Origin of the sequence: Streptomyces sp. NRRL S-455, assembly GCF_000717875.1 — a bacterium.
Taxonomy (GTDB): Bacteria; Actinomycetota; Actinomycetes; order Streptomycetales; family Streptomycetaceae; genus Streptomyces.
This window is the reverse complement of the sequence record NZ_JOCT01000024.1, coordinates 140765-163577: the sequence shown is the minus strand read 5'-3', so window position 1 is coordinate 163577 and position 22813 is coordinate 140765. Positions and strand designations below refer to the sequence as shown.

Below are 22813 nucleotides of genomic sequence, written 5' to 3'. Positions count from 1 at the left end.
TGCCACCTATTTCCCCCTATCTCATCTCCTTCTAACTGATCTCCCCATACATCATCTCCCCATACCTCCAGGAGCGATCCATGCGAACCCAGAGCCGACGACGGCCACCGCGAGCCACGCTCGCCCTGGCCGCCGCAGGGACGCTGCTCGCCCCGCTGCTCTCCGGCTGCTGGGTCGGCGCGGGCGGGGCCGGATCCGGCGGCGACGCCATCAACGTCCTGATGGTCAACAACCCCCAGATGGTCGAGCTGCAGAAGCTGACCCGCGCCCACTTCACCAAGGAGACGGGCATCAAGGTCAACTTCACCGTCCTGCCCGAGAACGACGTCCGCGACAAGATCAGCCAGGACTTCGCCAACCAGGCCGGCCAGTACGACGTCGCCACCCTGTCCAACTACGAGATACCGATCTACGCCCGCAACGGCTGGCTGCACGACATGAACAGCTACGTGGCGAAGGACCCGGCCTACGACGAACAGGACGTCCTCAAGCCCATGCGCCAGTCCCTCACCGGGGACGACGGCAAGCTCTACGGCCAGCCCTTCTACGGCGAGTCCTCGTTCCTGATGTACCGCAAGGACGTGTTCGAGAAGAAGGGCCTGACGATGCCCGCGCGGCCCACCTGGCAGCAGGTGGCGGACCTCGCCGCGAAGGCCGACGGCGCCGAACCGGGCATGAAGGGCATCTGCCTGCGCGGCCTGCCCGGCTGGGGCGAGGTGATGGCCCCCCTGACCACGGTCGTGAACACCTTCGGCGGGACCTGGTTCGACAAGAACTGGAAGGCACGGCTCGACTCCCCCGCCTTCGAGAAGGCGACGAAGTTCTACGTCGACCTGGTGCGCGAGCACGGCGAATCCGGCGCCGCCCAGTCCGGCTTCGCCGAGTGCCTGAACAACATGACCCAGGGCAAGGTCGCCATGTGGTACGACGCCACCTCCGCGGCCGGATCCCTGGAGGCGGGGAACTCCCCGGTCAAGGGCAAGGTCGGCTACGCCCCCGCCCCCGTCGAGAAGACCGAGTCCTCCGGCTGGCTCTACACCTGGGCCTGGGGCATCCAGAAGGCCTCCCGCAACCCCGACGACGCCTGGAAATTCGTCTCCTGGGCCTCCGGCAAGGAATACGAAGAGCTGGTCGGTGACCGGATCGGCTGGTCCAACGTCCCCGCCGGCAAGCGGGCCTCAACCTACGCCAACCCCGCCTACCGCGAGGAGGCCGCCGCCTTCCAGGAGATGACCAAGGAGGCCATCGAGGGGGCCAGGCCCAACGACCCCGGCGTACAGCCGCGGCCCGCACCCGGCATCCAGTTCGTCGGCATCCCCGAGTTCACCGACCTCGGTACCAAGGTCTCCCAGGAGATCAGCGCGGCCATCGCCGGACGCCAGTCCGTCGAGTCGGCCCTGAAGAAGTCACAGGCGCTCGCCGAGAAGATCTCCGAGGAGTACGAGGGACGATGACAGCGACGACAACGGCCCCCGTGGCCACGACACCCGTGCCTGCGACACGACCGCCCTCCGCCCGGCTGCGCGCCTGGGCGACCCGGGCCCCGCTGCTGCCCGCCCTGGTCTTCATGGTCGTCGTCACCCAGCTGCCCTTCGTGGCCACGCTGGTGATCTCCTTCTTCGACTGGAACGCCCTCTACCCCGACGCCCGGCACTTCACGGGCCTCGACAACTACCAGGAGGTCCTCACCGACGCGGACCTGCGCCACTCGGTGTGGACGACGGTGCTGCTGACGGTGGCGGTGGTGCTGGCCAGTCTGGTGCTGGGACTGGCGCTCGCCCTGCTGCTGGACCGGAGGTTCCGGGGCCGGGGCGTGGTCCGCACGCTGCTCATCGCCCCGTTCCTGGTGGTGCCGGTCGCCGCGGCCCTGCTCTGGAAGCATGTGCTCTACAACCCTGAATACGGCCTGTTCAACGGGTTGTTGCACTATGTGGGCGGCCCACAGCCGGACTGGATCTCCAACACCCCGCTGCTCGCGGTCGAGGCCTCGCTCGTCTGGCAGTGGACGCCGTTCATGATGCTGATCCTGCTGGCCGGCCTGCAGAGCCGCGACCACGAGCAGATCGAGGCGGCCCGCGTCGACGGCGCGAGCGACTGGCAGATCTTCGTCCACCTGACACTGCCGCACCTGCGCCGGTACCTCGAACTGGGCGCCCTGCTGGGCTCGATCTACATCGTCCAGAACTTCGACGCGGTCTTCACGATCACGTCCGGCGGCCTGGGCACCGCCAACCTCCCCTACACCGTCTACCAGAGCTTCTACCAGGCCCACGAGAACGGCCTCGCCTCGGCCGCGGGCGTCCTGGTCGTCATCGGTTCGATCATCATCGCGACCTTCGCCCTGCGCGTGGTGTCGTCCCTGTTCCGTGAGGAGGTGTCCCGCGCATGAGCACGACCGCACTGCGTGCCCGCCGTGTCAGAGGCAAGGGTGCGGGCCTGGGCCTGCTGGCCTGGCTGCTCGGCATCGCGTTCTTCCTGCCCATCGCGTGGATGGCCCTGACGTCCTTCCACTCGGAGGCGGACGCGGCGACCAACCCGCCGTCCTTCGCGGCGGCCCTGACCCTGGACGGCTACCGCGAGTTCTTCGGCGCGGGCGGCGGCGCGAGCCCCTGGCCGGCCCTGATCAACTCGACGGTGGCGTCCGTGGCGTCGACGCTCCTCGTCCTCGTCCTGGCCCTGCCGGCGGCGTACGCCCTGTCGATCAACCGCGTCCGCAAGTGGACCGACGTCCTGTTCTTCTTCCTCTCCACGAAGATGCTGCCGGTCGTGGCGGGCCTGCTCCCGATCTACCTGTTCGCCAAGAACGCCGGAATGCTCGACAACATCTGGCTGCTGGTCATCCTCTACACCTCCATGAACCTGCCGATCGCGGTGTGGATGATGCAGTCGTTCCTCGCCGAGATCCCGGTCGCGGTGATCGAGGCCGCACGGGTGGACGGGGCCAGACTGCCGACGGTCCTCACCCGCATCGTCGCCCCGATCTCCCTGCCCGGCATCGCCGCCACCGCCCTGATCTGCTTCATCTTCAGCTGGAACGAACTGCTCTTCGCACGGGTGCTGACCGGCGTCGTCGCCGAGACCGCCCCCGTCTTCCTGACCGGCTTCATCACCAGCCAGGGTCTGTTCCTGGCGAAGGTGTGCGCCGCGTCGCTCGTCATCTCCCTGCCGGTGCTCGCCGCGGGGTTCGCCGCCCAGGACAAGCTGGTCCAGGGCCTGTCGTTGGGAGCCGTCAAATGAAGGCCGCCGTCATCGAGTCCGTGGGCAAGGCCGTCGTCGCCGAGGTCCCGGACCCGACGCCAGGGCCGCGGGAGGTCGTCGTCGAGGTCGCGGCCTGCGGGCTGTGCGGCACGGACCTGCACATCCTCCAGGGCGAGTTCGCCCCCGAGCTGCCGATCGTGCCCGGGCACGAGTTCGCGGGCGAGGTGGTCGGCGTCGGCACCCAGGTCACCGAGGTGTCGGTGGGCGACCGGGTGGCGGTGGACCCGTCCCTCTACTGCTACGAGTGCCGCTACTGCCGCACCGGCCACAACAACCTCTGCGAACGCTGGGCGGCGATCGGCGTCACGACGGCGGGCGGTGCCGCCCGGTACGCCCTCGCCCCGGTGGCGAACTGCGTGAAACTGCCCGAGCACGTCCGCACCGAGGACGCGGCACTCGTCGAGCCGCTGTCCTGCGCGGTACGCGGCTACGACGTGCTCCAGTCCCGCCTCGGCGCGCACGTCCTGATCTACGGCTCCGGCACGATGGGCCTGATGATGCTGGAGCTGGCCAAGCGCACGGGCGCGGCGAGCGTGGACGTCGTGGACGTGAACCCGGCCCGCCTGGAGACGGCCCGCCGCCTCGGCGTCTCGGCAGCGGCGGCGAACCCCGACGAACTCGACCGTCCGCAGGGCTGGGACCTGGTCGTCGACGCCACGGGCAACGCGGCGGCGATCCAGGACGGCCTGGACCGGGTGGCGAAGGCGGGCACCTTCCTGCAGTTCGGCGTGGCCGACTACGCGACGCGCGTGACGATCGACCCGTACCGCATCTACAACCAGGAGATCACCATCACCGGCTCCATGGCGGTGCTGCACAGCTTCGAGCGGGCGGCGGAGCTGTTCGCGAACGGGGTGCTGGACCCGGAGATCTTCATCAGCGACCGCATTCCGCTCCAGCGGTACCCGCAGGCGCTGGAGCAGTTCGCGGCCGGGGTGGGCCGGAAGATCGTCGTGGTGCCGTAGGGAGCCGGGCCGCGGGGAACGGTCCGGAGCGGACGGAGGCAGGCGAAAATCGCTGGGCCGCCTGCCTCCCGCCCCATACGCTCGCGGGCATGCCACGACCCCACGGATTCAGCTACGAGCAGCACACCGGCGGAACCGTCCGCATCACCCACCACGGCCGCCCCGCCGCCACCCTGAACGGCCCCCGGGCCGCCCGGTTCCTCGCCGAGGCAGAGGCCTCCGACCCCCAGCTCGTCATGGCCCGCTGGACCGGCGACTACAAGCGGGGCAACGAACGCACCGCGCGCGATCACCCCCGCAACCGCCGCTGACCCGATTGGGCGCGGGGTAAGGGAACGGCAAAACCGCCTCGCTCGTTCACGGGGCATGACAGCTATGACCCCCGGCTCGAACATCCCCCTGTCCGCCGCTCGCGTGACGGTGGACGTCGCCGCCCCCGTGCGGCTCGACGTATCGGGCCTGCTGCTCACCGCCGACGGCAAGGTGCGCTCCGACGACGACTTCATCTTCTACAACCAGCCGTCGGGCCCGGGCGTGACGTACCGCTCGGGCGGCGGCACCGCGCCCGACGCGATCACGGTGGACACCTCGGCCGTGCCCCCGGGCATCGAGAAGATCGTCGTCACGGCGAGTCCGGACGCCGCGGGCCAGACCTTCCAGGGCATCGAACCGACCGCCACCATCCGCAACGCGGACGACAGCTCCGTCCTGGCCACGTTCACCCCGCCGCAGCTCGGCACCGAGACGGCCCTGGTGATCGTCGAGATCTACCTGCGGGGCGGCCAGTGGAAGGCCCGGGCCGTCGGCCAGGGATACGCCAACGGCCTCGCGGGCATCGCCACGGACTTCGGTGTCACGGTGGAGGAGCCGGCCGCCCCGGCCCAGCCGGCGGCCCCCGCCCAGCCGGTGGCCCCGCCGCCGGCACCGCCGCAGCCGCCGGTCGCGCAGCCCGCCCCGCCCGTCTCCGCGCCCGCGGCTCCCGCCACCCCGGCCACGCCTCCGCCGCCCGCGCCCGGCGCCGGGAAGATCAACCTCGACAAGGGCCGCGTCAGCCTCCAGAAGAACCAGACGGTCTCCCTGGTCAAGGGCGGGCGTCCCCTGCTCTCCCAGGTCCGGATGGGTCTCGGCTGGGAGCCGGCGTACCGCGGCAAGGACATCGACCTGGACGCCTCGGTCATCGCCTACGGGCCGCAGCGCAACCACATCGACAGCTGCTACTTCGGCAAGCTCCAGATCGTCGGCGGCGCGATCCGCCACTCCGGCGACAACCTCACGGGCGAGGGCGGCGGGGACGACGAGGTCATCACCGTCGACCTCGGCCGTCTCCCCCAGGAGGTCACGGGCCTGGTCTTCACGGTCAACTCCTTCTCCGGCCAGAAGTTCACGGAGGTCGCCAAGGCCTACTGCCGCCTCCTGGACGGCATGACCGGCGAGGAACTGGTCCGCTTCGACCTCACCAGCGCCGAGGCACAGACGGGCGTGATGATGGCCAAGCTGATCCGCCAGTTCTCCGGCGAGTGGGAGATGACGGCGATGGGTGACTTCGTGAAGTCCCGCACGGTGAGGGGAATGGTGAAGCCGGCGGCCCAGGCGCTGTAGGCCCCGAGGGGCGTCCGGCCCACGGGTCAGTGACGCCCCGCCCCCAACCCCTCCGTCAGCAACGTCAGATACCGCCGGATGTGCCCGCCCTGGCCGTCCGCCAGCTCGGACGCCGTCGCCACCCCGTGAGCCAGTCGGAGCACATCGATCGGCTCCACGTCCCGCCGGAGCGTGCCCTCCTCCTGTGCCGCCCGGACCAGCCGCTCCGCCGCGCTCTTCACCGAGTCGCCGCAGGCCGTGGCCACCGTCGAGTCGCTTCCGGTGACCGCCGGGCCCAGCAGGGCCCTGAGGCCGCGCATCCGGATCAGCCCGGCTCCGAGTTCGTACAGCCACTCGACGAGCGCCTCCCCCGGCGGGAGTCCGGTCGCGAGCTCGTCCGCCCGGGCCGCGATCGCCTCGACGCGGTCCAGGTACGCGGCCTCCAGCAGCGCCTGTCTCGTCGGGAAGTGCCGGTAGAGAGTGCCGGAGCCGACCCCTGCGCGCTTGGCGATGTCGTCGAGCGACGCTCCTTCCCCGTACTCGGCGAAAGCCTCCACGGCGACCTTCAGCAACCGCTCGTGGTTGCGCCGAGCGTCCGCCCGCATGGGCCTTACCGCCACCATGCAGCTCTCCTCACCAACCGGGGACCCACTCCGTAGCCTAGAGCGGAGCCGGGGTCGAGCACGCCGGCATGCCGGGCCGGGTGTGCCATGCGCCGTGGCCGTCAGGCCGAGGCGCGCACCACGAGCTCGGGCACCACCCAGGCGTCCGCGCCGCGCAGCGGCTCCTCACCCGCGCGCAGCCGGGCCAGCTGCTCCACGGCCAGCCGGCCCAGTTGCCGCTTGTCGATGTGCAGGGTGGTCAGGGCGGGGTCCACCAGCTCGCCCAGGGAGAGGCCGTCAAAGCCGAGCACGGCCAGGTCGTCCGGAACGCTCCGGCCGTGGCGGCGGGCGGTACGCATCGCCCCCACCGCGATCAGGTCGTTGAAGCCGAAGACCGCGGTGATCTCCGGCCACGCCGTGAGGAGCCGTTCCATGCCCTCCTCGCCGCCGGCCACGCTGTGCTCCGGGCACATCACGACCGCGTCCTCACCGACCGGCAGACCCAGCCGCCGTACCTGCTCCAGGAAGGCCAGCCTGCGCGGGCCGGGTCCGTGCAGGCCGTCCAGCATGCCGATCCTGCGGTGTCCCGCGCGGAACAGGTGGTTCATGCCCTGCTCGACGCCGGTGGCGGCGTCGATGCCGACGGCCGCGAACCGGGTCTGCTGCGGGCCGCGCTCCAGAAGCACCAACGGCACGCCTCCGAGATGCCGGGTGAGGACGTCGTCCGGGTCCTTGAAGTAGCCCACGACCGCGTCGGCCTGGTGGGAGAGCACGTCGAGGGCCTGCCGTTCCCTGGCCTCGTCGATCCGGGAGTCCCACACGACGACCTGCCAGCCGCGCTGCTCCGCCGCCTCCAGCACACCGGCGGCCACCTCGGGGAAGAACGGGTTCCGCAGGTCCGGGATGACCAGGCCCGCCGTCACCGTCCCCTTCTGGACGAGCCCGCGCGCGAACCGGCTCGGCCGGTAGTCCAGCAGCCGCGCCGCTTCCAGGACCCGCTCCTTGGTCCCCGGGTCGATCTCACCCTTGTCATTGACCGCCCGGGACACCGTCTGGCGTGACACCCCGGCCAGTCGTGCGACGTCATGGATCGTCGCCCGGCGCCGGGCACCGTCGGGCCGGTCGGCACCCGGCTCCGCCGGCTGATTGTCCGTCCACACGCGCAGCACTGTATCCGGCGGCGCCCGGGGCCCGGCAGGGACAGCCGGCGGCCCCGGGCCGTCGAGGGCTCGGTGACGTGCTCCGGACGGAATCGGCGCACAGCTGCCGGGACCTGCCGATCGCCCCCGGCCGACGACCCCACAGCCGTCGGACACAGGGCACTGAAGGCCGGCCCGGAGAACGGCCGGTCTCAGTCGTCCGGCTCACAGGTTTCCGGGGGAAACGCGGCCCGTGAAAAGGCGGATGCTTCCTGCGGGAGGCGCGGCGCGGGAGCTGCGAGCGGATCCATCACCGCTTCTGGCGCTTCCAGGGGCCGGTGATGGCGAGCAGAATGCCCGGGTCCTGGATGTTGGCGTACAGGGTCTTGCCGTCGGGCGAGAAGGTGACGCCGGCGAACTCGCTGTACTCGGGCTCCTCTTCGGTGCCGACGTTCAGGTCGTTGCGGGCGATGGGGTACGTACGGCCGCTCTCCGTGGCGCCGAAGAGGTGCGAGACGCCCTCGCCGTCCTCGGCGAGGACGATTCCGCCGTAAGGGGAGACCGTGATGTTGTCCGGGCCGTCGAAGGCGCCGTCCCTGGAGGGATCGGGGTTGACTCCGAGCAGGACCTTCAGGGTCAGCGTCCGGCGCTTGGGGTCGTAGAACCAGACCTGGCCGTCGTGCTGGACGGGGCTCTCCTCACGGGCGTACGAGGAGACGATGTACGCGCCGCCGTCGCCCCACCACATGCCCTCGAGCTTCCGGGCGCGGGTGACCTCGCCGTCGCCGAACTGCTTGCGGACGGGGGTGGTGCGGGCGTCGCGGTCGGGCACGTCCACCCAGTCGACGCCGTAGACGGTGCCGGTCTTCGTGGCGCGGGACAGGTCGTCGACATACCTCCCGCCGGAGTCGAAGCACTTGGGCGCCTGGAGGGCACCGGCGTCGTCGGCGAGCTTGCGGAACTTCCCGGGACCGTACTCGAAGCCGCGCGGCGGGGTCCAGCGGTAGAAGAGGCCGTTGGGCTCGTCGTCGTCCTCGGTGAGGTAGGCGTGCCCGCGCTTGGGGTCGATGACGACGGCCTCGTGGTCGTAGCGGCCGAAGAACTTCAAGGGCTTGGGTCCGCGGTTGGCTCGCCGGTCGCTGGGGTCGACCTCGAACACATAGCCGTGGTCCTTGGTCATGCCGTTCTCGCCGGCCCGGTCGGAGTTCTCCTCACAGGTGAGCCAGGTGCCCCACGGGGTGCTGCCTCCGGCGCAGTTGGTGGAGGTGCCGGCGATGCCCACCCACTCGGCGACCCGTCCGTCGGGGCGGACCTCGACGACCGTGCAGCCCCCGGAGGCCGCCGGGTCGTAGACGAGGCCCTCGGTGAGCGGCACCGGGTACTTCCACTCGGAGCGCGGGCCCTTCAGCTCGTGGTTGTTGACGAGCAGGGTGGTGCCACGAGGCCCGTCGAAGGCGGCGGTGCCGTCGTGGTTGGAGGGCGTGAACTCGCCGGACTCCAGCTTGGTCCTGCCGCTGTAGGTGATGATCCGGTACTCGAACCCGGCGGGCAGGGCGAGGATGCCCTTCGGGTCGGGGACGAGCGGCCCGTAGCCGACGCCCTGCCGCGCGTCCGCGGACGTCTCCCCCGTGCTGCCCTCGTTGTCGTAGGACGCGAGGGCGTTCGGTGCGGTGGCGAGGGCACCGACACTGCCCGCCAGCGCGACACCGGTGATCGCGGAGTTTCTGGCGAAGTCCCTGCGGGTGAGCGACATGGTGTCTCCTGAGACAGGTGGGAATGCCGTGGAGGGTGGCGGACCCCGTGCGGCGACACCGTCCCGCTCGGATATGAACGAGGACTGAACAACGCCCGACAGGGGCGCGGGGAACTGCGCAACCAGCCACGACGGACCCGCGCCCCACGGGCCGGACTCAGCCCCCCTGCTGCGAACGCGCCTTGAAGGCCGCCTTCCGCGCTTCCTTCGCGACCTTCTTGTCCGGATGCAATCGCCCCATCGCTTCCAGCACATCAGCCGTGGCGGGGTGATCGACCCGCCACACCGCCTCGAAGAACCCGCCGTGCTGCCGCGCCAGCCCCTCCACCAACGCCCGCAACTCCTCGGAATTCCCTTCCGCGGCGAGCTGCGCGGCCACCGTGTCAATGGTCAGCCAGTACACCATCGCCTCGGACGGCGCGGGCACGTCCGCCGCGCCGTGCTCGGTCAGCCACACCCGTGCGAGCCCGCCCAGTTCGGCGTCGTCGAGCACCTCCCGCAGAGCGGGCTCGGCCGTGGCACCGACCAGCGACAATGCCTGCTGACACCGCAGCCGCCGCAACGGCGCACCGGTGTCGGCTCCGCGCGCCGCCGCCAGCAACTCCCGTGCCGCGGCGAGCGGTTCGCGGCGCTCGAGCCACTGCTCGGTCTCGGCCTGGGCGGCCCCCGGCGGATAGGTCGCCGTGCCGTCGAGCAGCGCGTCGGCCCCCTTGTCCGCGAGGTCCCCGACGGCCGGCGCCTCGAACCCGGCCTCCATCAGCCGCGCACGCATGCCGTACAGGCCGAGCGGGGTGAGCCGGACCATGCCGTAGCGGGAGACGTCGGTGTCGTCGACGGGCGCCGCCGGCTCCTCGTCGGCGTCGGCCATGAGTGCCTCGTCCACGGGCTGGTAGGCCACGAGTCCGACCGGCTCCAGTATCCGGAACTGGTCGTCCAGCCGCATCATCGCGTCGGACACCTGCTCGAGGACGTCGTTGGTGGGCTCGCCCATGTCGCTGGGCACGATCACCGACGCGGCCAGCGCGGGCAACGGCACCGGGGCGTCGCCGGGCGTGTCCTCGCCGGCGGTCAGCAGGTACAGGTTGCCGAGCACGCCGTCGAGGAACTCCGCCTCGGCTTCCGGGTCCCAGTCGAGGGCGGAGAGGTCGATCTCGCCCTCACCGTCCACGAGACCCGCGATCCCTTCCAGGTCGGGCACGCTCGCGTCGGCGAGCACGGTCTCCAGGGCCGTGAGCCACACCGCGAGCACGTCGTGCGGCGAGCCACCGGTGAGCAGCGCCAGCTCCTCGCCCGCCGCGACGGTGCCCTCCTCCTCGTCGACGATCTCGACGAGCCCGGCGTCCACGGCCACCCGCCACGCCTCACTGGCGTCGGCGGCGGCGTCCTCACCGCTCAGCCCGAGGGCCTCGGCCGCCGCGGGCAGCTGCTCGTCGACGAGCCCGCCCCCGGCGTCGACCCGGGTCTCCGGCCCCGCCCAGCGGGCCAGCCGGGCGGCCCGGGAAAGCAACGGCGTGGACAGCGCGTCGCGCGCCAGCTCCGCTTCGGTGTGCAGCCGCACCGGCGGCAGGGGGGAGCTGTCTGACATCGGCTGGTTCTCCTAGGACGCATACGACTCAGTCGCTCAGCCTAGACGGATTTACACCCATGACGCCCACTTCACCTCGGCGTCAGCGTCTGTGCATGGCCGAAACCTTGACAAGTGGCCTGACCAGGCTGGAGATTGACGCGCGTAGAAGTCGGCGGACACTTGTTCACCGGGCCGGCCCCACCCCGCGCCCCGTCCACCGCCCGCTACGCGTGTCACACCGCCCGCCCCACAGGTAGCGGCAGACAGTCCACGCACCACCCTCGTCCCGGCGCCCTGTCACGTCCCCGGAGGGATTCCCGTTGCCGAGCAAGTCGTCCGCGCGCCTCGCCGCGCTCACCGTCGCCGCCGTGTGCTCCGCGGCATCCACGATCGTCCTCACCACTCCCGCACACGCCGACGCCGTGCGCATCCACGACATCCAGGGCACCACCCGGACGTCCCCGTACGCCGGCCGGCAGGTCACCGACGTGACCGGAATCGTCACCGGCATCCGGACCTACGGCTCGTCCCGCGGCTTCTGGATCCAGGACCCGAACCCGGACGCCGACCCGGCGACCAGCGAGGGCGTCTTCGTCTTCACCGGCTCGACGCCGAAGGGGGTCGCCGTCGGTGACTCCGTCACGGTCAGCGGCACGGTCTCGGAGTACGTTCCCGGTGGCACGACCTCCGGCAACCAGTCCCTGACGGAGATCACCAAGCCGACCTTCACGGTCCTGTCCAGCGGCAACCAGCTCCCCGCCGCCACGGCCATCACCGCGACGTCGGTCCCCGCCGCCTACGCACCCGCCGGTGACACCACCGCGAACGGCTCGATCAACGCGCTCCCCCTCAAGCCCGCGAAGTACGCCCTGGACCGCTACGAGTCGCTGGAGGGCATGACCGTCCGGGTCACCGACACCCGCGTGGTCGGCGCCACCGACCCGTACACCGAGCTCTGGGTGACGGTGAAGCCGCACGAGAACCGCACCCGCAACGGCGGCACGGTCTACGGCTCCTACGACGCCCAGAACACCGGCCGCCTCCAGATCCAGTCCCTCGGCCCGACGGCGGACTTCCCGAAGGCGAACGTCGGCGACACCCTCGCCGGCACCACGGCGGGCCCGCTGGACTACAACCAGTTCGGCGGCTACACCCTGGTGGCGAGCGAGCTCGGCACGCTCGAGTCCGCCGGCCTGAAGCGCGAGACGACGACCGCTCAGCGCTCCTCCGAACTCGCGGTCGCCACCTACAACGTCGAGAACCTCGACCCCACCGACGACACGTTCGCCGCGCACGCCTCCGCGATCGTGAACAACCTGAAGTCGCCCGACATCGTGTCCCTGGAGGAGATCCAGGACAACAACGGCGCGAAGAACGACGGCACGGTCGCCGCCGACCAGACCCTCGAAGAGCTGATCGACGCGATCGTCGCGGCGAGCGGCCCGAAGTACGACTGGCGTGCGATCGACCCGGCGGACGGCGCCGACGGCGGCGAGCCGGGCGGCAACATCCGCCAGGCGTTCCTGTTCAACCCGGAACGGGTCTCCTTCACCGACCGCGCGGGCGGCGACGCCACGACGGCCACCGGCGTGACGAAGATCCGCGGCAAGGCCCACCTCACCCTCAGCCCCGGCCGCATCGCCCCCGCCGACGAGGCCTGGAAGAACAGCCGCAAGCCGCTGGCCGGCGAGTTCGCCTTCCGCGGCCGTACCGTCTTCGTGATCGCCAACCACTTCAACTCCAAGGGCGGCGACCAGGGCCTGACCTCCCAGTACCAGCCGCCCGCCCGCAGCTCCGAGACCCAGCGCCACCAGCAGGCGACCCTGGTGAACGCCTTCGTCAAGGACATCCTCGACACCCAGAAGAACGCGGACGTCATCGCCCTGGGCGACATCAACGACTTCGAGTTCTCCCGCACCACGCGGCTCCTCGAGGGCCGCGGCGAACTCTGGTCGGCGATCAAGTCGCTCCCGCGCGGCGAGCGTTACTCGTACGTCTACCAGGGCAACAGCCAGGTCCTCGACCAGATCCTGATCAGCCCGTCGATCCGCCGGGACTGCGACTTCGAGTACGACAGCGTGCACGTCAACGCGGAGTTCCACGACCAGATCAGCGACCACGACCCGCAGGTCCTGCGCTTCCGCCCGTAACACCCGCGCCCACGGGGCCGGCCGACCGCACCACCCGGCCGGCCCCACCGCACGAGCCTCACCCGGGCACGAGCCCCAGAGCGTGCCGGTAGCGGCTCCCGCTCGCCCCCTTCACACCCGGATACGTCCGCACCCGCTCCCACATGTCGGTGTCAGGCACGGCCAAGGCCTCGTCATAGGCCTGGTCGCTCTCCCACTCGGCGTAGTTCAGCACGTGCCCGCCGTCCGTACTCAGGTGGAAGTGGGCGGAGACCAGCCCGGCGTGCCCCTCCGGATCGTCACCCAAGGCCTTGAGCACGAGATCGACCCACTCCTCCCGTCGCTCCCCCGCCGAGAAGTCGACCCGCACGGCGACGATCAGTTCTGGAACCCGCTCGTCCCCGACCGCCCGCTCCCGGCTGCGATACCGCCGGTACCGCGCGAGCCCCACCCGCTCGATCCCCGGCACGGCGGTGTCGATCTCGTCGTTTCGCTCCTGCCGGTGCGTCTTCACGAAGCCCTCGTATCCCTGCTCGCTGCTCCACTGCGAGTAGTGCATCAGCGTGGACCCGTCGTGTCCCGCGTACACGTGGTACCCCAGCAGGTCCGCGACGGGCCACGGCCGTCCCTCCCAGGTCCGCCCGATCCCCTCCACGGTCCTCTGCTGACGCTCCGGGGTTCCCACGCGCCAGGTGCTGAAGAAGGGCGCACCGATGCGGGGGTCGGTGAGATCGGGGTGCTGCTCGGTTCGACGGCTCATCGAGGTCTCCAGTGGTGTGTGCCGACTGTGTACACACGCCACTGTTCAACCTCGACCAAGCTTGAGGTCAAGGTGCGACTTCGCGAGGAACTCGGCGTCGGTGCTGGGGCGGCTTCGCTCGAGCAGGGGGGACCCCCATCGCCCCAAGGGGACGTGTCGGGGGGTGTCCGCCCGCAGCTGGTTGGCGCGTCAACGGACCGTCAATCGGTCTCCGACCCCATCGCGCCGTTCCGAGGACGGACACCCCCCGGCACGGCCCCGACCCACCACCCGGCGCACCGCGCTACGCGCACCCACGCTCAGCAATGCCCGTTGTTCCGCCGCCGATACACCTCGACAGCCACCACAGCAGCTCCCGCGGCCACCCCCGCGATCAGCACCGGACGAGGCCCCGCATGCGTAGCCCTCTCCTGCACGGTTTGCCCAGCCTGAGACGCACTGCTGCGCAACTGCACCGTCATCGCCCCGGCCTTGTCCCGAAGATCGGCCGCTCGTGCCCGCGCACGCCCCTTCACATCCGCCTTCCCCGCCAGCTCCTCCACGGTGTCCCCGAGTTCGGTACGAGTCCGCTCGATCTGCCGCCGCAGCTCATCGGGCCCCTTGGCCCCACCCGTCGCGTCCGTCATCGATGCGCCCTTTCCCTGATCGCCTCCACGTCCGCCCTGACGCTGCCGAGAGCCTCCTCAGGCGTGGGAGGCGTAGCCCGGCGCAACTGCCCCCGGCCGATCACGGCGAGCACGGCCGCGATCACGAACAGCACACCCATCACGATGAGCGCCGCGGCCCAGACAGGCAGCACCAGGGAGAGGGCGGCCGCACCCGCCCCGGCCATCGCGAGAAACCCTGCGTAGGCGACCGCACCCGCCGCACCGAGCAGCCCACCGCCACGCCCCGCACGCCGCCCCTTCTCGGCCAGCTCCTCCTTGGCAAGAGCCATTTCCTGCCGCACGAGCCGGGAGAGCTGCTCCGCGGCCTGTGAGACGAGCTCGCCCACGGAGTGGTGCTCGTCGCGCACGGCCCGTTGTTCCATGGTCCCGGTCACGGTTCCGCCTCCTCTCGACGTAGGAACCCCCGAGTACCCGGCCCACCCCCCGCTACCCCTGCGGCAGCCCCTCCGCGCTCCGACGGCAACACCTACGACCACTTACGAGAAACAAGAACAGGCCGGGGCCCGTACCGCACCCCGTGCGGTACGGGCCCCGGCCAGGCGCCGGTGTATGGCTCAGTTCCAGGCGTACCCGTCCCCGAACAGCAGCGTGTGCTCCAGCACGTCCTCCGCCGGGTCGTCGATCTGGCCGACCTCGATGTTGGCCAGACCGAACCGGTGACCGTTCTTCGAGCCCGTGTTGGTCTCGTCGGCGTACGCGTTCCCCGCGGGAAGCCAGCACACCGCCAGCACCACGACCGCCCCGGCCAGCCGGCACGCCGCGCCCCGCCCCTGCTCGTTCCTCATGCCCCGGTCCTCGTTTCGTCGGTTCGGCGTCTGATCGGACACTGTGTCCACCCGTTCATCTGCCGAGAGGGCCGCGAGGTCACGCCGGGTACCTCGTACGTGGCCGAGGTCAGGCGCGTGCTGCCGCGGGGGATCAGTTGTGGCTGTGCAGGATCTCGTTCAGCCCGCCCCACACCGCGTTGTTCGGCCGGGCCTCGACCGTGCCGGTGACCGAGTTGCGGCGGAAGAGGATGTTGGAGGCGCCGGACAGCTCACGGGCCTTGACGATCTGGCCGTCGGGCATGGTGACGCGGGTGCCGGCGGTGACGTAGAGGCCTGCCTCGACGACGCACTCGTCGCCGAGGGCGATACCGACACCGGCCTCGGCGCCGATCAGGCAGCGCTCGCCGATGGAGATGATGACGTTGCCGCCGCCGGACAGGGTGCCCATGGTGGAGGCGCCGCCGCCGATGTCCGAACCGTCGCCGATCACGACGCCGGCCGAGATCCGGCCCTCGACCATCGACGTGCCGAGCGTGCCGGCGTTGAAGTTGACGAAGCCCTCGTGCATCACGGTGGTGCCCTCGGCGAGGTGCGCACCGAGGCGGACCCTGTCGGCGTCGGCGATCCGGACGCCCTTCGGGGTCACGTAGTCCGTCATCCGCGGGAACTTGTCGACGGAGGTCACCTGAAGGTGCAGGCCCTCGGCCCGGGCGTTCAGCCGCACCTTCTCGATGTCGTCGACGGCGACCGGGCCGAGCGAGGTCCAGGCGACGTTGGCGAGGAAGCCGAAGATGCCGTCCAGGCTCTGACCGTGCGGCTTGACCAGCCGGTGGGAGAGCAGGTGCAGCCGCAGGTAGGCGTCGTGCGCGTCGATCGGCTTCTCGTCGAGCGAGGCGATGACCGTGCGGACCGCGACCACCTCGACGCCCCGCCGGGGGTCCGGGCCGATCGCCGCGGTCGCACCGCCGCCCAGCAGCTCCGCGGCCTGCTCGGCGGAGAGCCGCTCGGTGCCGGACGGGCCGGGGCCGCCCGCGGCAGTCTCGGTGACCAGCTCGGGCGCGGGGAACCAGGTGTCGAGGACGGTGCCGTCGGCGGCGATCGTGGCGAGGCCGGCGGCCACGGCGCCGGTGGTGCGGGGAGCAGTCGTGTCGGTCATGAGGGCAACCTAACCGGCGGACGCCGGTCGATGCGAACCGGTGTGTGGGCGTCTCACGGGACGGGCGGTATCCACACCCGGACGCCGCCCGTCAGCAGCGCGGACTCTCCATCCCGGCATCACGCCCGAGCCCCCGCGACGACCCGCCCCAGCACCTCCCGGGCGTACGCCTCGTCGTACGGCGCCCCCGTCAGGAGCACCTGGAGGCAGATACCGTCCACGACCGCCACCAGCGCCCGCGCGGTCACGGGATCCGTGCGCCGGGACAGCAGTTCGGCGACCCCCTCGGCCCACTCGGCGGCGACGGGCCGCAGGGCGGGTCTGCGCAGCGCGGCCAGGTACAGCTCGTACTCCAGCTCGACCCCGGTACGGTCGCCCGCGAGCCACTCCCCCATCCACGCGGCGAGCTCGGCCGCCAGATCGGTCCGGGGATCCTCCAGCCCGCCCCGGCCGGCGACCACCTTGGCGAAGCCCTCGTTGGCCTGCCGCAGGGCGGCGACCAGCAACTCGTCGAGGGTCTTGAAGTGGTACGTCGTCGAGCCGAGCGGCACATCGGCCTCGGCGGCCGCACTGCGGTGGCTCAGCCCGGCGATTCCCTTCGCCCCGACGACCCGGATCGCCGCGTCGATGATCCGCTGCCGCCGTTCGGGGTCGTGGCGCCGGGGCATCAGTGGGCACCTCCCAGGTTCAGCACCACGGCCCCGACGATGATCAGCCCGATGCCGGCGGCCTTGGCGAAGGTCATCCCCTCTCCCAGGAAGACCATCCCGATGGTGGCGATGGCCGCGGTGCCGACGCCGGCCCAGATCGCGTAGGCCGTGCCGACGGAGACGGTCTTCAGCGTCTGCGCGAGCAGCATGAAGGAGACGAGGTAGCCGAGGAGCGTGAGCAGTGAGGGTCCGAGCCTGCTGAACCCGTCGCTGTACTTCATGGCGGTGGTCGCGCCCACTTCGGCGGCGATGGCCCCGGCCAGCAGCAGATAACCCATATGTACAAGCGTACACAGCATATGTACGCCCGTACACAACGAGGGTTGGTCTCGGTGAGAAAACGCTCTCATCAAACAAGTCACAGCAATCACACGTGTGCACTACGGTGTCACCGATCACACACCGGGCCACCACAACTGCGCCGCCGTCAAGGGTGCCCGCCGGAGGAAAAGCGCATGTCAGAAGAGAAGTCCCAGCCGCCTCAGGACCGCCCCTGGGAGAGTGGCTGGGCCCCGGACACCACCCGGGCACCAGGAACACGACGGCTCTGGCTGGCGAGCGCCCTCGCCCTGGCCACGATCACCGCGTGTGTCACGGCCGTCACCGTGATGGAGAACGAATCCGGCGAGCCGGCCCCCGAGGCGGCGGAGCCGACCACGCTCAGCAGCTCGGCCCCGGGCGGTCTGATCTCGTTCGCGACCCCCTCCAAGGGCGGTACCGAAGCCGCGGCCGCGGACGGGGACCGTCCGTCCCCCAGCCCCACCACGAGCGCGCCCACCAGCGCCTCCCCCAGTGCGAAGCCGCAGAAGAAGGACCCGGAGCCTTCGCCTTCGAAGGAAGCTTCGAAGCCCTCGGAACCCCCGAGGCGACCGGCCTCCCGCGGGACATCCATACGCTCGGTGAACTACCCCGACCGCTATTGGCGCGTCAGCGACGGCTATGTCCGTCTGGACCGGATCGGCTCAGGCTCCGAGCAGCGCGAGGACGCCACGTTCCAGCGGGTCTCCGGCCTCGCCGACCCCTCCTGCTACTCCTTCACCACGGCGGACGGCCGCTACCTCCGCCACCGCAGCTTCGTCCTGGTCAAGGACGCCGACGACGGCTCGGCCCTCTTCCGCAAGGACGCCACCTTCTGCCCCCGCCCCTCGGCCTCCTCGGGTGCGGTCATGCTGGAGTCGGCCAACTACCCGGGCCGCTTCCTGCGCCACCGCAACTTCCAGATCCGCCTCGAGCCGTACCAGCACGACGGCCTGTACCGCGCCGACACGGCGTTCCGGCTGGTGGCCGGGCTGGACTGAGCTGGACTGAGCTGGACTGAGCACGGAAAAGGGCGGCACCCGGGAGGGTGCCGCCCTTTCTCAGTCAGCCGATCTCAGACGTTGAACCCGAGCGCCCGGAGCTGCTCCCGTCCGTCGTCCGTGATCTTGTCGGGGCCCCACGGGGGCATCCAGACCCAGTTGATGCGCAGTTCGCTGACGAGGCCGTCCGTGGCGGACTTGGCCTGGTCCTCGATGACGTCCGTCAGCGGGCAGGCCGCCGACGTCAAGGTCATGTCCACGGTCGCGATGTTGGACTCGTCGACGTGGATGCCGTAGATCAGGCCCAGGTTGACGACGTCGATGCCCAGCTCGGGGTCGACGACGTCCATCAGGGCCTCGCGGAGTTCCTCCTCCGAGGCCGGCTTCATCTCCACGGTCTCGCTCATGCCGTCGTCTCCTTCTCGGCGTCGGCTCCGCCCAGCACCTGGGCCGTAGCGTCCTTCCAGGCCATCCAGCTCAGCAGGGCGCACTTCACCCGGGCCGGGTACTTGGACACCCCGGCGAACGCGACCGCGTCCTCCAGGATCTCCTCCATGGCGTCGTCGGGCTCGAGCTTCCCCTTGGACTGCATCAGCTCCAGGAAGGTCTCCTGGATCTTCCGCGCGTCGGGGAGGTCCTTGCCGACGAGGAGTTCGTTCAGTACGGACGCGCTCGCCTGGCTGATCGAGCAGCCCTGGCCCTCGTACGAGACGTCCTCGATCCTCGTGCCGTCGTACTTCACGCGCAGTGTGATCTCGTCACCGCACGTCGGGTTGACGTGGTGCACCTCGGCGTCGCCATCCCGCAAGCCCCGCCCGTGCGGGTTCTTGTAGTGGTCCAGGATGACTTCCTGGTACATGGAGTCCAGTTTCACCGTCTAGCACGCCCCTCAGCCGAAGAAGTTCCGTACGTGCTCCAGGCCGTCGACCAGCGCGTCGATCTCCGCCGGCGTGGAGTACAGATAGAACGACGCTCGCGTGGTCGCAGGAATTCCGTACCGCAGGCAGACCGGCCTCGCGCAGTGGTGGCCGACCCGGACCGCGATGCCCTGCTCGTCGAGGACCTGGCCCACGTCGTGCGGGTGGATGTCGCCGAGGGTGAAGGAGATCGCCGCACCGCGCTCCTCGGCCGTGGTCGGGCCGATGATCCGCAGGTCGGGAACCTCCAGCAGCCGCTTCACCGCGTACTCGGTCAGCGCGTGCTCATGGGCGAGGATCTTGTCCATGCCGATCGAGTTGAGGTAGTCGATCGCCGCGCCGAGACCGACCGCCTGGGCGACCGGCGGCGTGCCCGCCTCGAACTTGTGCGGTGCCGGGGCGTACGTCGAGGAGTGCATCGACACCGTCTCGATCATCTCGCCGCCACCGAGGAACGGAGGCAGGTCCTCCAGCAGCTCCTGGCGGCCCCAGAGGACGCCGATGCCGGTCGGGCCGCACATCTTGTGGCCGGTGAAGGCCACGAAGTCGGCCTGCAGGGCCTGTACGTCCAGCGGCATGTGCGGCGCGGCCTGGGAGGCGTCGACGCAGACCAGCGCGCCGACCTCCTGGGCGCGGCGGACGATCGCCTCGACCGGGTTCTGGGTGCCCAGGATGTTGGAGACCAGCACGAAGGAGACGATCTTCGTCTTCTCCGTGATGACCTGGTCGATGTTCGACAGGTCGAGACGGCCGTCGTCGGTGAGGCCGAACCACTTCAGCTTGGCGCCCGTGCGCTGCGCGAGCAGCTGCCACGGCACGATGTTGGAGTGGTGCTCCATCTCCGTGATGACGATCTCGGTCTCGGAGTCCACGCGGTAGGGCTCGTCGGCCCAGCCCAGCATGTTCGCCACGAGGTTGAGGGACTCCGAGGCGTTCTTGGTGAAGATCACCTCGTCCCGCGAGGGCGCGTTGATGAACTCCGCGACCTTGTCGCGCGCGCCCTCGTACAGCGCCGTGGCCTCCTCGGCGAGGACGTGCACGCCACGGTGGACGTTGGCGTTGTAGCGCTCGTAGTACTCGCTCAGGGCGTCCAGCACCTGGCGCGGCTTCTGGCTGGTCGCCGCGTTGTCCAGGTACACGAGCTTCTTGCCGTCGTGGACCTGCCGGTCCAGGATCGGGAAGTCCTTGCGGAGCGCCTCGGTGTCGAGGAGGCCCGGCAGCTGTGTCACGCGGATGCGCCACCCTTCGTGTAAACCTCGTAGCCCTCGTTCTCCAGCTTGTCGGCGAGTTCGGCGCCGCCGGACTCGACGATGCGGCCGCCGGAGAAAACGTGCACGTAGTCGGGCTTGATGTAGCGGAGGATGCGCGTGTAGTGGGTGATCAGCAGGGTGCCGACCTCGCCCGTCTCGCGGACGCGGTTCACGCCCTCCGACACGACGCGCAGGGCGTCGACGTCCAGACCGGAGTCGGTCTCGTCGAGGATCGCGACCTTCGGCTTGAGCAGCTCCAGCTGGAGGATCTCGTGGCGCTTCTTCTCACCGCCGGAGAAGCCCTCGTTGACGTTGCGCTCGGCGAAGGCGGGGTCCATGTTGAGGCGCTCCATGGCCTCCTTGACCTCCTTCACCCAGGTGCGCAGCTTGGGGGCCTCGCCGCGGACGGCGGTGGCGGAGGTGCGCAGGAAGTTGGAGACGGAGACGCCGGGGACCTCGACCGGGTACTGCATGGCGAGGAACAGGCCGGCGCGGGCGCGCTCGTCGACGGACATCTCCAGGACGTCCTCGCCGTCGAGGGTGACGGTACCGCCGGTGATGGTGTACTTCGGGTGACCCGCGAGGGAGTAGGCGAGGGTCGACTTGCCCGAGCCGTTGGGGCCCATGATGGCGTGCGTCTCGCCCTGCTTCACGGTGAGGTCGACGCCCTTGAGGATCTCCTTCGTGGCGTTGTCGGCCTCGACGGTGACGTGCAGGTCTCGGATTTCAAGCGTTGCCATGGGTGCCTCAGGACTCCTGGGTGAGGGAGACGAGCACGTCGTCCCCTTCGATCTTTACGGGGTATACGGGGACGGGGCGCGTCGCCGGAAGGGCGTCGGGCTTGCCGGAACGGAGGTCGAAGCGCGAGCCGTGCAGCCAGCACTCGATGTGGCAGTCGTCGACCTCGCCCTCCGCCAGCGAGACGTTCGCGTGCGAGCAGATGTCGTAAATCGCGAACACCTCGCCCTCGGTCTGCACGATGGACAGGGGCGTGCCGTCGAGTTCCACCCGCTTCGGGGTGTCGTCCTCCAGCTCGCTCAGTCCACAGACGCGTACGAATGCGGTCATCCGACCGACGCCTCCAGCTCCTCCTCGATCTTGGTGATCAGGCGCTCCTCGATGTCGGGGAGGCCGATCTGCTGGACCAGCTCGGCGAAGAAGCCGCGGACCACGAGGCGGCGGGCCTCGTACTCCGGGATGCCGCGGGCCATGAGGTAGAAGAGCTGCTCGTCGTCGAAGCGGCCGGTCGCCGAGGCGTGGCCGGCGCCGACGATCTCGCCGGTCTCGATCTCGAGGTTCGGTACGGAGTCCACGCGTGCCCCGTCGGTGAGGACCAGGTTGCGGTTCATCTCGTACGTGTCGGTGCCCTCGGCCTTGGCCTCGATGAGCACGTCGCCGATCCACACCGCGTGCGCGTCGTCGCCCTGGAGCGCGCCCTTGTAGACGACGTTGGACTTGCAGTGCGGGACGTTGTGGTCGACCAGGAGGCGGTGCTCCTGGTGCTGGCCCTGGTCGGTGAAGTACAGGCCGAACAGCTCGGCCTCGCCGCCGGGGCCGGCGTACCGCACGCGCGGGTGCAGCCGGACGACGTCGCCGCCGAAGGTGACGACGACCGACTTGAAGGAGGCGTCGCGGCCGACCAGCGCGTTGTGCTGGGCGACGTGGACGGCCTTCTCGTCCCAGTCCTGGACGGAGACGACGGTCAGCTTGGCGCCGTCGCCGAGCAGGTACTCGACGTTGGCGGCGAGCACCGCGTCACCGGTGTGGTCGATGACCACGACGGCCTCGGCGAAGGCGCCCAGCTCGATCACCTGGTGGCCGAAGGCGGTGCCGCCCTCGCCGTGCACCGCGATGCGGATCGGCTCGGTGAGGACGGTCTCCTTCGGCACGGTCACGACCGAGGCCTTCTCGAACACGGAGTAGGCCTGGGCCGCCACACGGTCCACCGGGGTGCCCGCCTTGCCGAGCCGGGCGTCGTCGCGGCCGACGGTCTCGACGGTGACGCCCTCGGGGGCCTGGACGTCGACCTTCACACCGTCGCCGTTCGCGACGGCGGTGCCGTCGTGCAGGCCGCGCAGGCGCTCCAGCGGGGTGAACCGCCATTCCTCCTCCCGGCCGTGCGGGACGGGGAAGTCCGCCACGTCGAAGGACGGGGGCGCGCTCATGCGCGTGGCGACGGTCGACTCCGCGGCGACCGCGATCGAGCCCGTGGTGGTGGATCCCACGGGTGGGGGTCCCCCCGCTCGAGCGGAGCCGAGAGTGGGGGAGTTCTGGGCCTCAGCCATGGCTGTCGTAG

Annotated in this window: 25 protein-coding genes; 8 read left to right on the top strand and 17 right to left on the bottom strand. The window is 70.4% G+C overall.

Annotation, left to right across the window (positions count from 1 at the left end; translation table 11 throughout):
• Positions 1–80 precede the first annotated feature (80 nt).
• The 6 genes from IE97_RS0129165 to IE97_RS0129140 all read left to right on the top strand — a co-directional run bounded on the left by IE97_RS0129165 (position 81) and on the right by IE97_RS0129140 (position 5822).
• Positions 81–1454, top strand: coding sequence for an ABC transporter substrate-binding protein (locus tag IE97_RS0129165; RefSeq protein ID WP_030246914.1), 1374 nt, complete (start codon positions 81–83; stop codon positions 1452–1454).
• On the top strand, positions 1451–2389 hold the full coding sequence (locus tag IE97_RS0129160; protein ID WP_030246911.1) for a carbohydrate ABC transporter permease: 939 nt from the start codon (positions 1451–1453) through the stop codon (positions 2387–2389). Before IE97_RS0129165 ends, IE97_RS0129160 begins: the two co-directional genes overlap by 4 nt.
• A complete protein-coding gene (locus IE97_RS0129155) occupies positions 2386–3237 on the top strand; it encodes a carbohydrate ABC transporter permease (RefSeq protein WP_030246909.1) in 852 nt (283 codons plus the stop codon). The genes IE97_RS0129160 and IE97_RS0129155 overlap by 4 nt, the downstream gene beginning before the upstream one ends.
• Complete coding sequence (locus tag IE97_RS0129150; RefSeq protein ID WP_030246908.1) at positions 3234–4223, top strand: zinc-dependent alcohol dehydrogenase family protein; 990 nt, start codon at positions 3234–3236, stop codon at positions 4221–4223. Before IE97_RS0129155 ends, IE97_RS0129150 begins: the two co-directional genes overlap by 4 nt.
• An 89-nt stretch (positions 4224–4312) precedes the next feature.
• Positions 4313–4534, top strand: coding sequence for a hypothetical protein (locus IE97_RS0129145; protein ID WP_030246905.1), 222 nt, complete (start codon positions 4313–4315; stop codon positions 4532–4534).
• A 64-nt stretch (positions 4535–4598) separates the two neighbouring features.
• Positions 4599–5822 (top strand): TerD family protein, encoded by a 1224-nt coding sequence (locus tag IE97_RS0129140; RefSeq protein ID WP_030246903.1) that lies wholly within the window; start codon positions 4599–4601, stop codon positions 5820–5822.
• 26 nt (positions 5823–5848) lie between these two features.
• Here the strand turns inward: IE97_RS0129140 and IE97_RS0129135 are convergent, their stop codons facing one another.
• The 4 genes from IE97_RS0129135 to IE97_RS0129120 form a co-directional block, all read right to left on the bottom strand.
• Positions 5849–6424: a TetR/AcrR family transcriptional regulator gene (locus IE97_RS0129135; RefSeq protein WP_030246900.1), complete on the bottom strand. Its 576-nt coding sequence runs from the start codon at positions 6422–6424 to the stop codon at positions 5849–5851.
• A 101-nt stretch (positions 6425–6525) separates the two neighbouring features.
• On the bottom strand, positions 6526–7563 hold the full coding sequence (locus IE97_RS0129130; protein WP_030246898.1) for a LacI family DNA-binding transcriptional regulator: 1038 nt from the start codon (positions 7561–7563) through the stop codon (positions 6526–6528).
• 289 nt (positions 7564–7852) lie between these two features.
• Positions 7853–9295: an alkaline phosphatase PhoX gene (locus tag IE97_RS0129125; protein WP_030246894.1), complete on the bottom strand. Its 1443-nt coding sequence runs from the start codon at positions 9293–9295 to the stop codon at positions 7853–7855.
• Between the two features lie 157 nt (positions 9296–9452).
• The gene (locus IE97_RS0129120) at positions 9453–10880 is read right to left on the bottom strand and encodes a hypothetical protein (RefSeq protein WP_030246892.1); all 1428 of its coding nucleotides are present in this window, start codon (positions 10878–10880) and stop codon (positions 9453–9455) included.
• A 302-nt stretch (positions 10881–11182) separates the two neighbouring features.
• On the opposite strand from IE97_RS0129120, the gene IE97_RS0129115 reads away from it, so the two are divergent.
• Complete coding sequence (locus IE97_RS0129115; protein ID WP_030246889.1) at positions 11183–13012, top strand: endonuclease/exonuclease/phosphatase family protein; 1830 nt, start codon at positions 11183–11185, stop codon at positions 13010–13012.
• A gap of 58 nt (positions 13013–13070) precedes the next feature.
• Here the strand turns inward: IE97_RS0129115 and IE97_RS0129110 are convergent, their stop codons facing one another.
• The 7 genes from IE97_RS0129110 to IE97_RS0129080 all read right to left on the bottom strand — a co-directional run bounded on the left by IE97_RS0129110 (position 13071) and on the right by IE97_RS0129080 (position 17330).
• Positions 13071–13751 carry an antibiotic biosynthesis monooxygenase gene (locus tag IE97_RS0129110; RefSeq protein WP_030246887.1) on the bottom strand — a complete coding sequence of 227 codons (681 nt, stop codon included), beginning with the start codon at positions 13749–13751 and terminating at the stop codon, positions 13071–13073.
• 299 nt (positions 13752–14050) lie between these two features.
• A complete protein-coding gene (locus tag IE97_RS0129105) occupies positions 14051–14377 on the bottom strand; it encodes a DUF3618 domain-containing protein (RefSeq protein WP_037835026.1) in 327 nt (108 codons plus the stop codon).
• On the bottom strand, positions 14374–14793 hold the full coding sequence (locus tag IE97_RS0129100) for a phage holin family protein (RefSeq protein ID WP_030246882.1): 420 nt from the start codon (positions 14791–14793) through the stop codon (positions 14374–14376). Before IE97_RS0129100 ends, IE97_RS0129105 begins: the two co-directional genes overlap by 4 nt.
• 180 nt (positions 14794–14973) lie before the next feature.
• On the bottom strand, positions 14974–15204 hold the full coding sequence (locus IE97_RS0129095) for a hypothetical protein (RefSeq protein WP_030246880.1): 231 nt from the start codon (positions 15202–15204) through the stop codon (positions 14974–14976).
• Between the two features lie 133 nt (positions 15205–15337).
• Positions 15338–16342: a 2,3,4,5-tetrahydropyridine-2,6-dicarboxylate N-succinyltransferase gene (gene dapD / locus IE97_RS0129090; RefSeq protein WP_030246877.1), complete on the bottom strand. Its 1005-nt coding sequence runs from the start codon at positions 16340–16342 to the stop codon at positions 15338–15340.
• Positions 16343–16461: 119 nt separating this feature from the next.
• Entirely contained in the window at positions 16462–17010 is a 549-nt protein-coding gene (locus IE97_RS0129085; protein ID WP_030246875.1) for a TetR/AcrR family transcriptional regulator, read from the bottom strand.
• On the bottom strand, positions 17010–17330 hold the full coding sequence (locus IE97_RS0129080) for a DMT family transporter (protein WP_030246871.1): 321 nt from the start codon (positions 17328–17330) through the stop codon (positions 17010–17012). Before IE97_RS0129080 ends, IE97_RS0129085 begins: the two co-directional genes overlap by 1 nt.
• A 177-nt stretch (positions 17331–17507) precedes the next feature.
• Here IE97_RS0129080 and IE97_RS0129075 point away from each other — a divergent pair, with 177 nt between their 5' ends.
• Complete coding sequence (locus tag IE97_RS0129075; RefSeq protein ID WP_030246869.1) at positions 17508–18350, top strand: AbfB domain-containing protein; 843 nt, start codon at positions 17508–17510, stop codon at positions 18348–18350.
• 74 nt (positions 18351–18424) lie between these two features.
• On the opposite strand, the gene IE97_RS0129070 is transcribed toward IE97_RS0129075, so the two are convergent.
• The 6 genes from IE97_RS0129070 to sufD are packed head-to-tail and all read right to left on the bottom strand — an operon-like array spanning position 18425 to position 22802.
• A complete protein-coding gene (locus IE97_RS0129070) occupies positions 18425–18757 on the bottom strand; it encodes a metal-sulfur cluster assembly factor (RefSeq protein WP_003989431.1) in 333 nt (110 codons plus the stop codon).
• Positions 18754–19224, bottom strand: coding sequence for a Fe-S cluster assembly sulfur transfer protein SufU (gene sufU / locus IE97_RS0129065; protein WP_030246866.1), 471 nt, complete (start codon positions 19222–19224; stop codon positions 18754–18756). The genes IE97_RS0129070 and sufU overlap by 4 nt, the downstream gene beginning before the upstream one ends.
• A 15-nt stretch (positions 19225–19239) precedes the next feature.
• A complete protein-coding gene (locus tag IE97_RS0129060) occupies positions 19240–20496 on the bottom strand; it encodes a cysteine desulfurase (RefSeq protein WP_030246861.1) in 1257 nt (418 codons plus the stop codon).
• Positions 20493–21257, bottom strand: coding sequence for a Fe-S cluster assembly ATPase SufC (gene sufC / locus IE97_RS0129055; RefSeq protein WP_030246855.1), 765 nt, complete (start codon positions 21255–21257; stop codon positions 20493–20495). Before sufC ends, IE97_RS0129060 begins: the two co-directional genes overlap by 4 nt.
• 7 nt (positions 21258–21264) lie before the next feature.
• Positions 21265–21585, bottom strand: a complete 321-nt coding sequence (locus IE97_RS0129050; protein WP_030246854.1) for a non-heme iron oxygenase ferredoxin subunit — start codon at positions 21583–21585, stop codon at positions 21265–21267.
• Positions 21582–22802, bottom strand: a complete 1221-nt coding sequence (gene sufD, locus IE97_RS0129045) for a Fe-S cluster assembly protein SufD (protein ID WP_030246852.1) — start codon at positions 22800–22802, stop codon at positions 21582–21584. Before sufD ends, IE97_RS0129050 begins: the two co-directional genes overlap by 4 nt.
• Between the last annotated feature and the right edge of the window lie 11 nt (positions 22803–22813).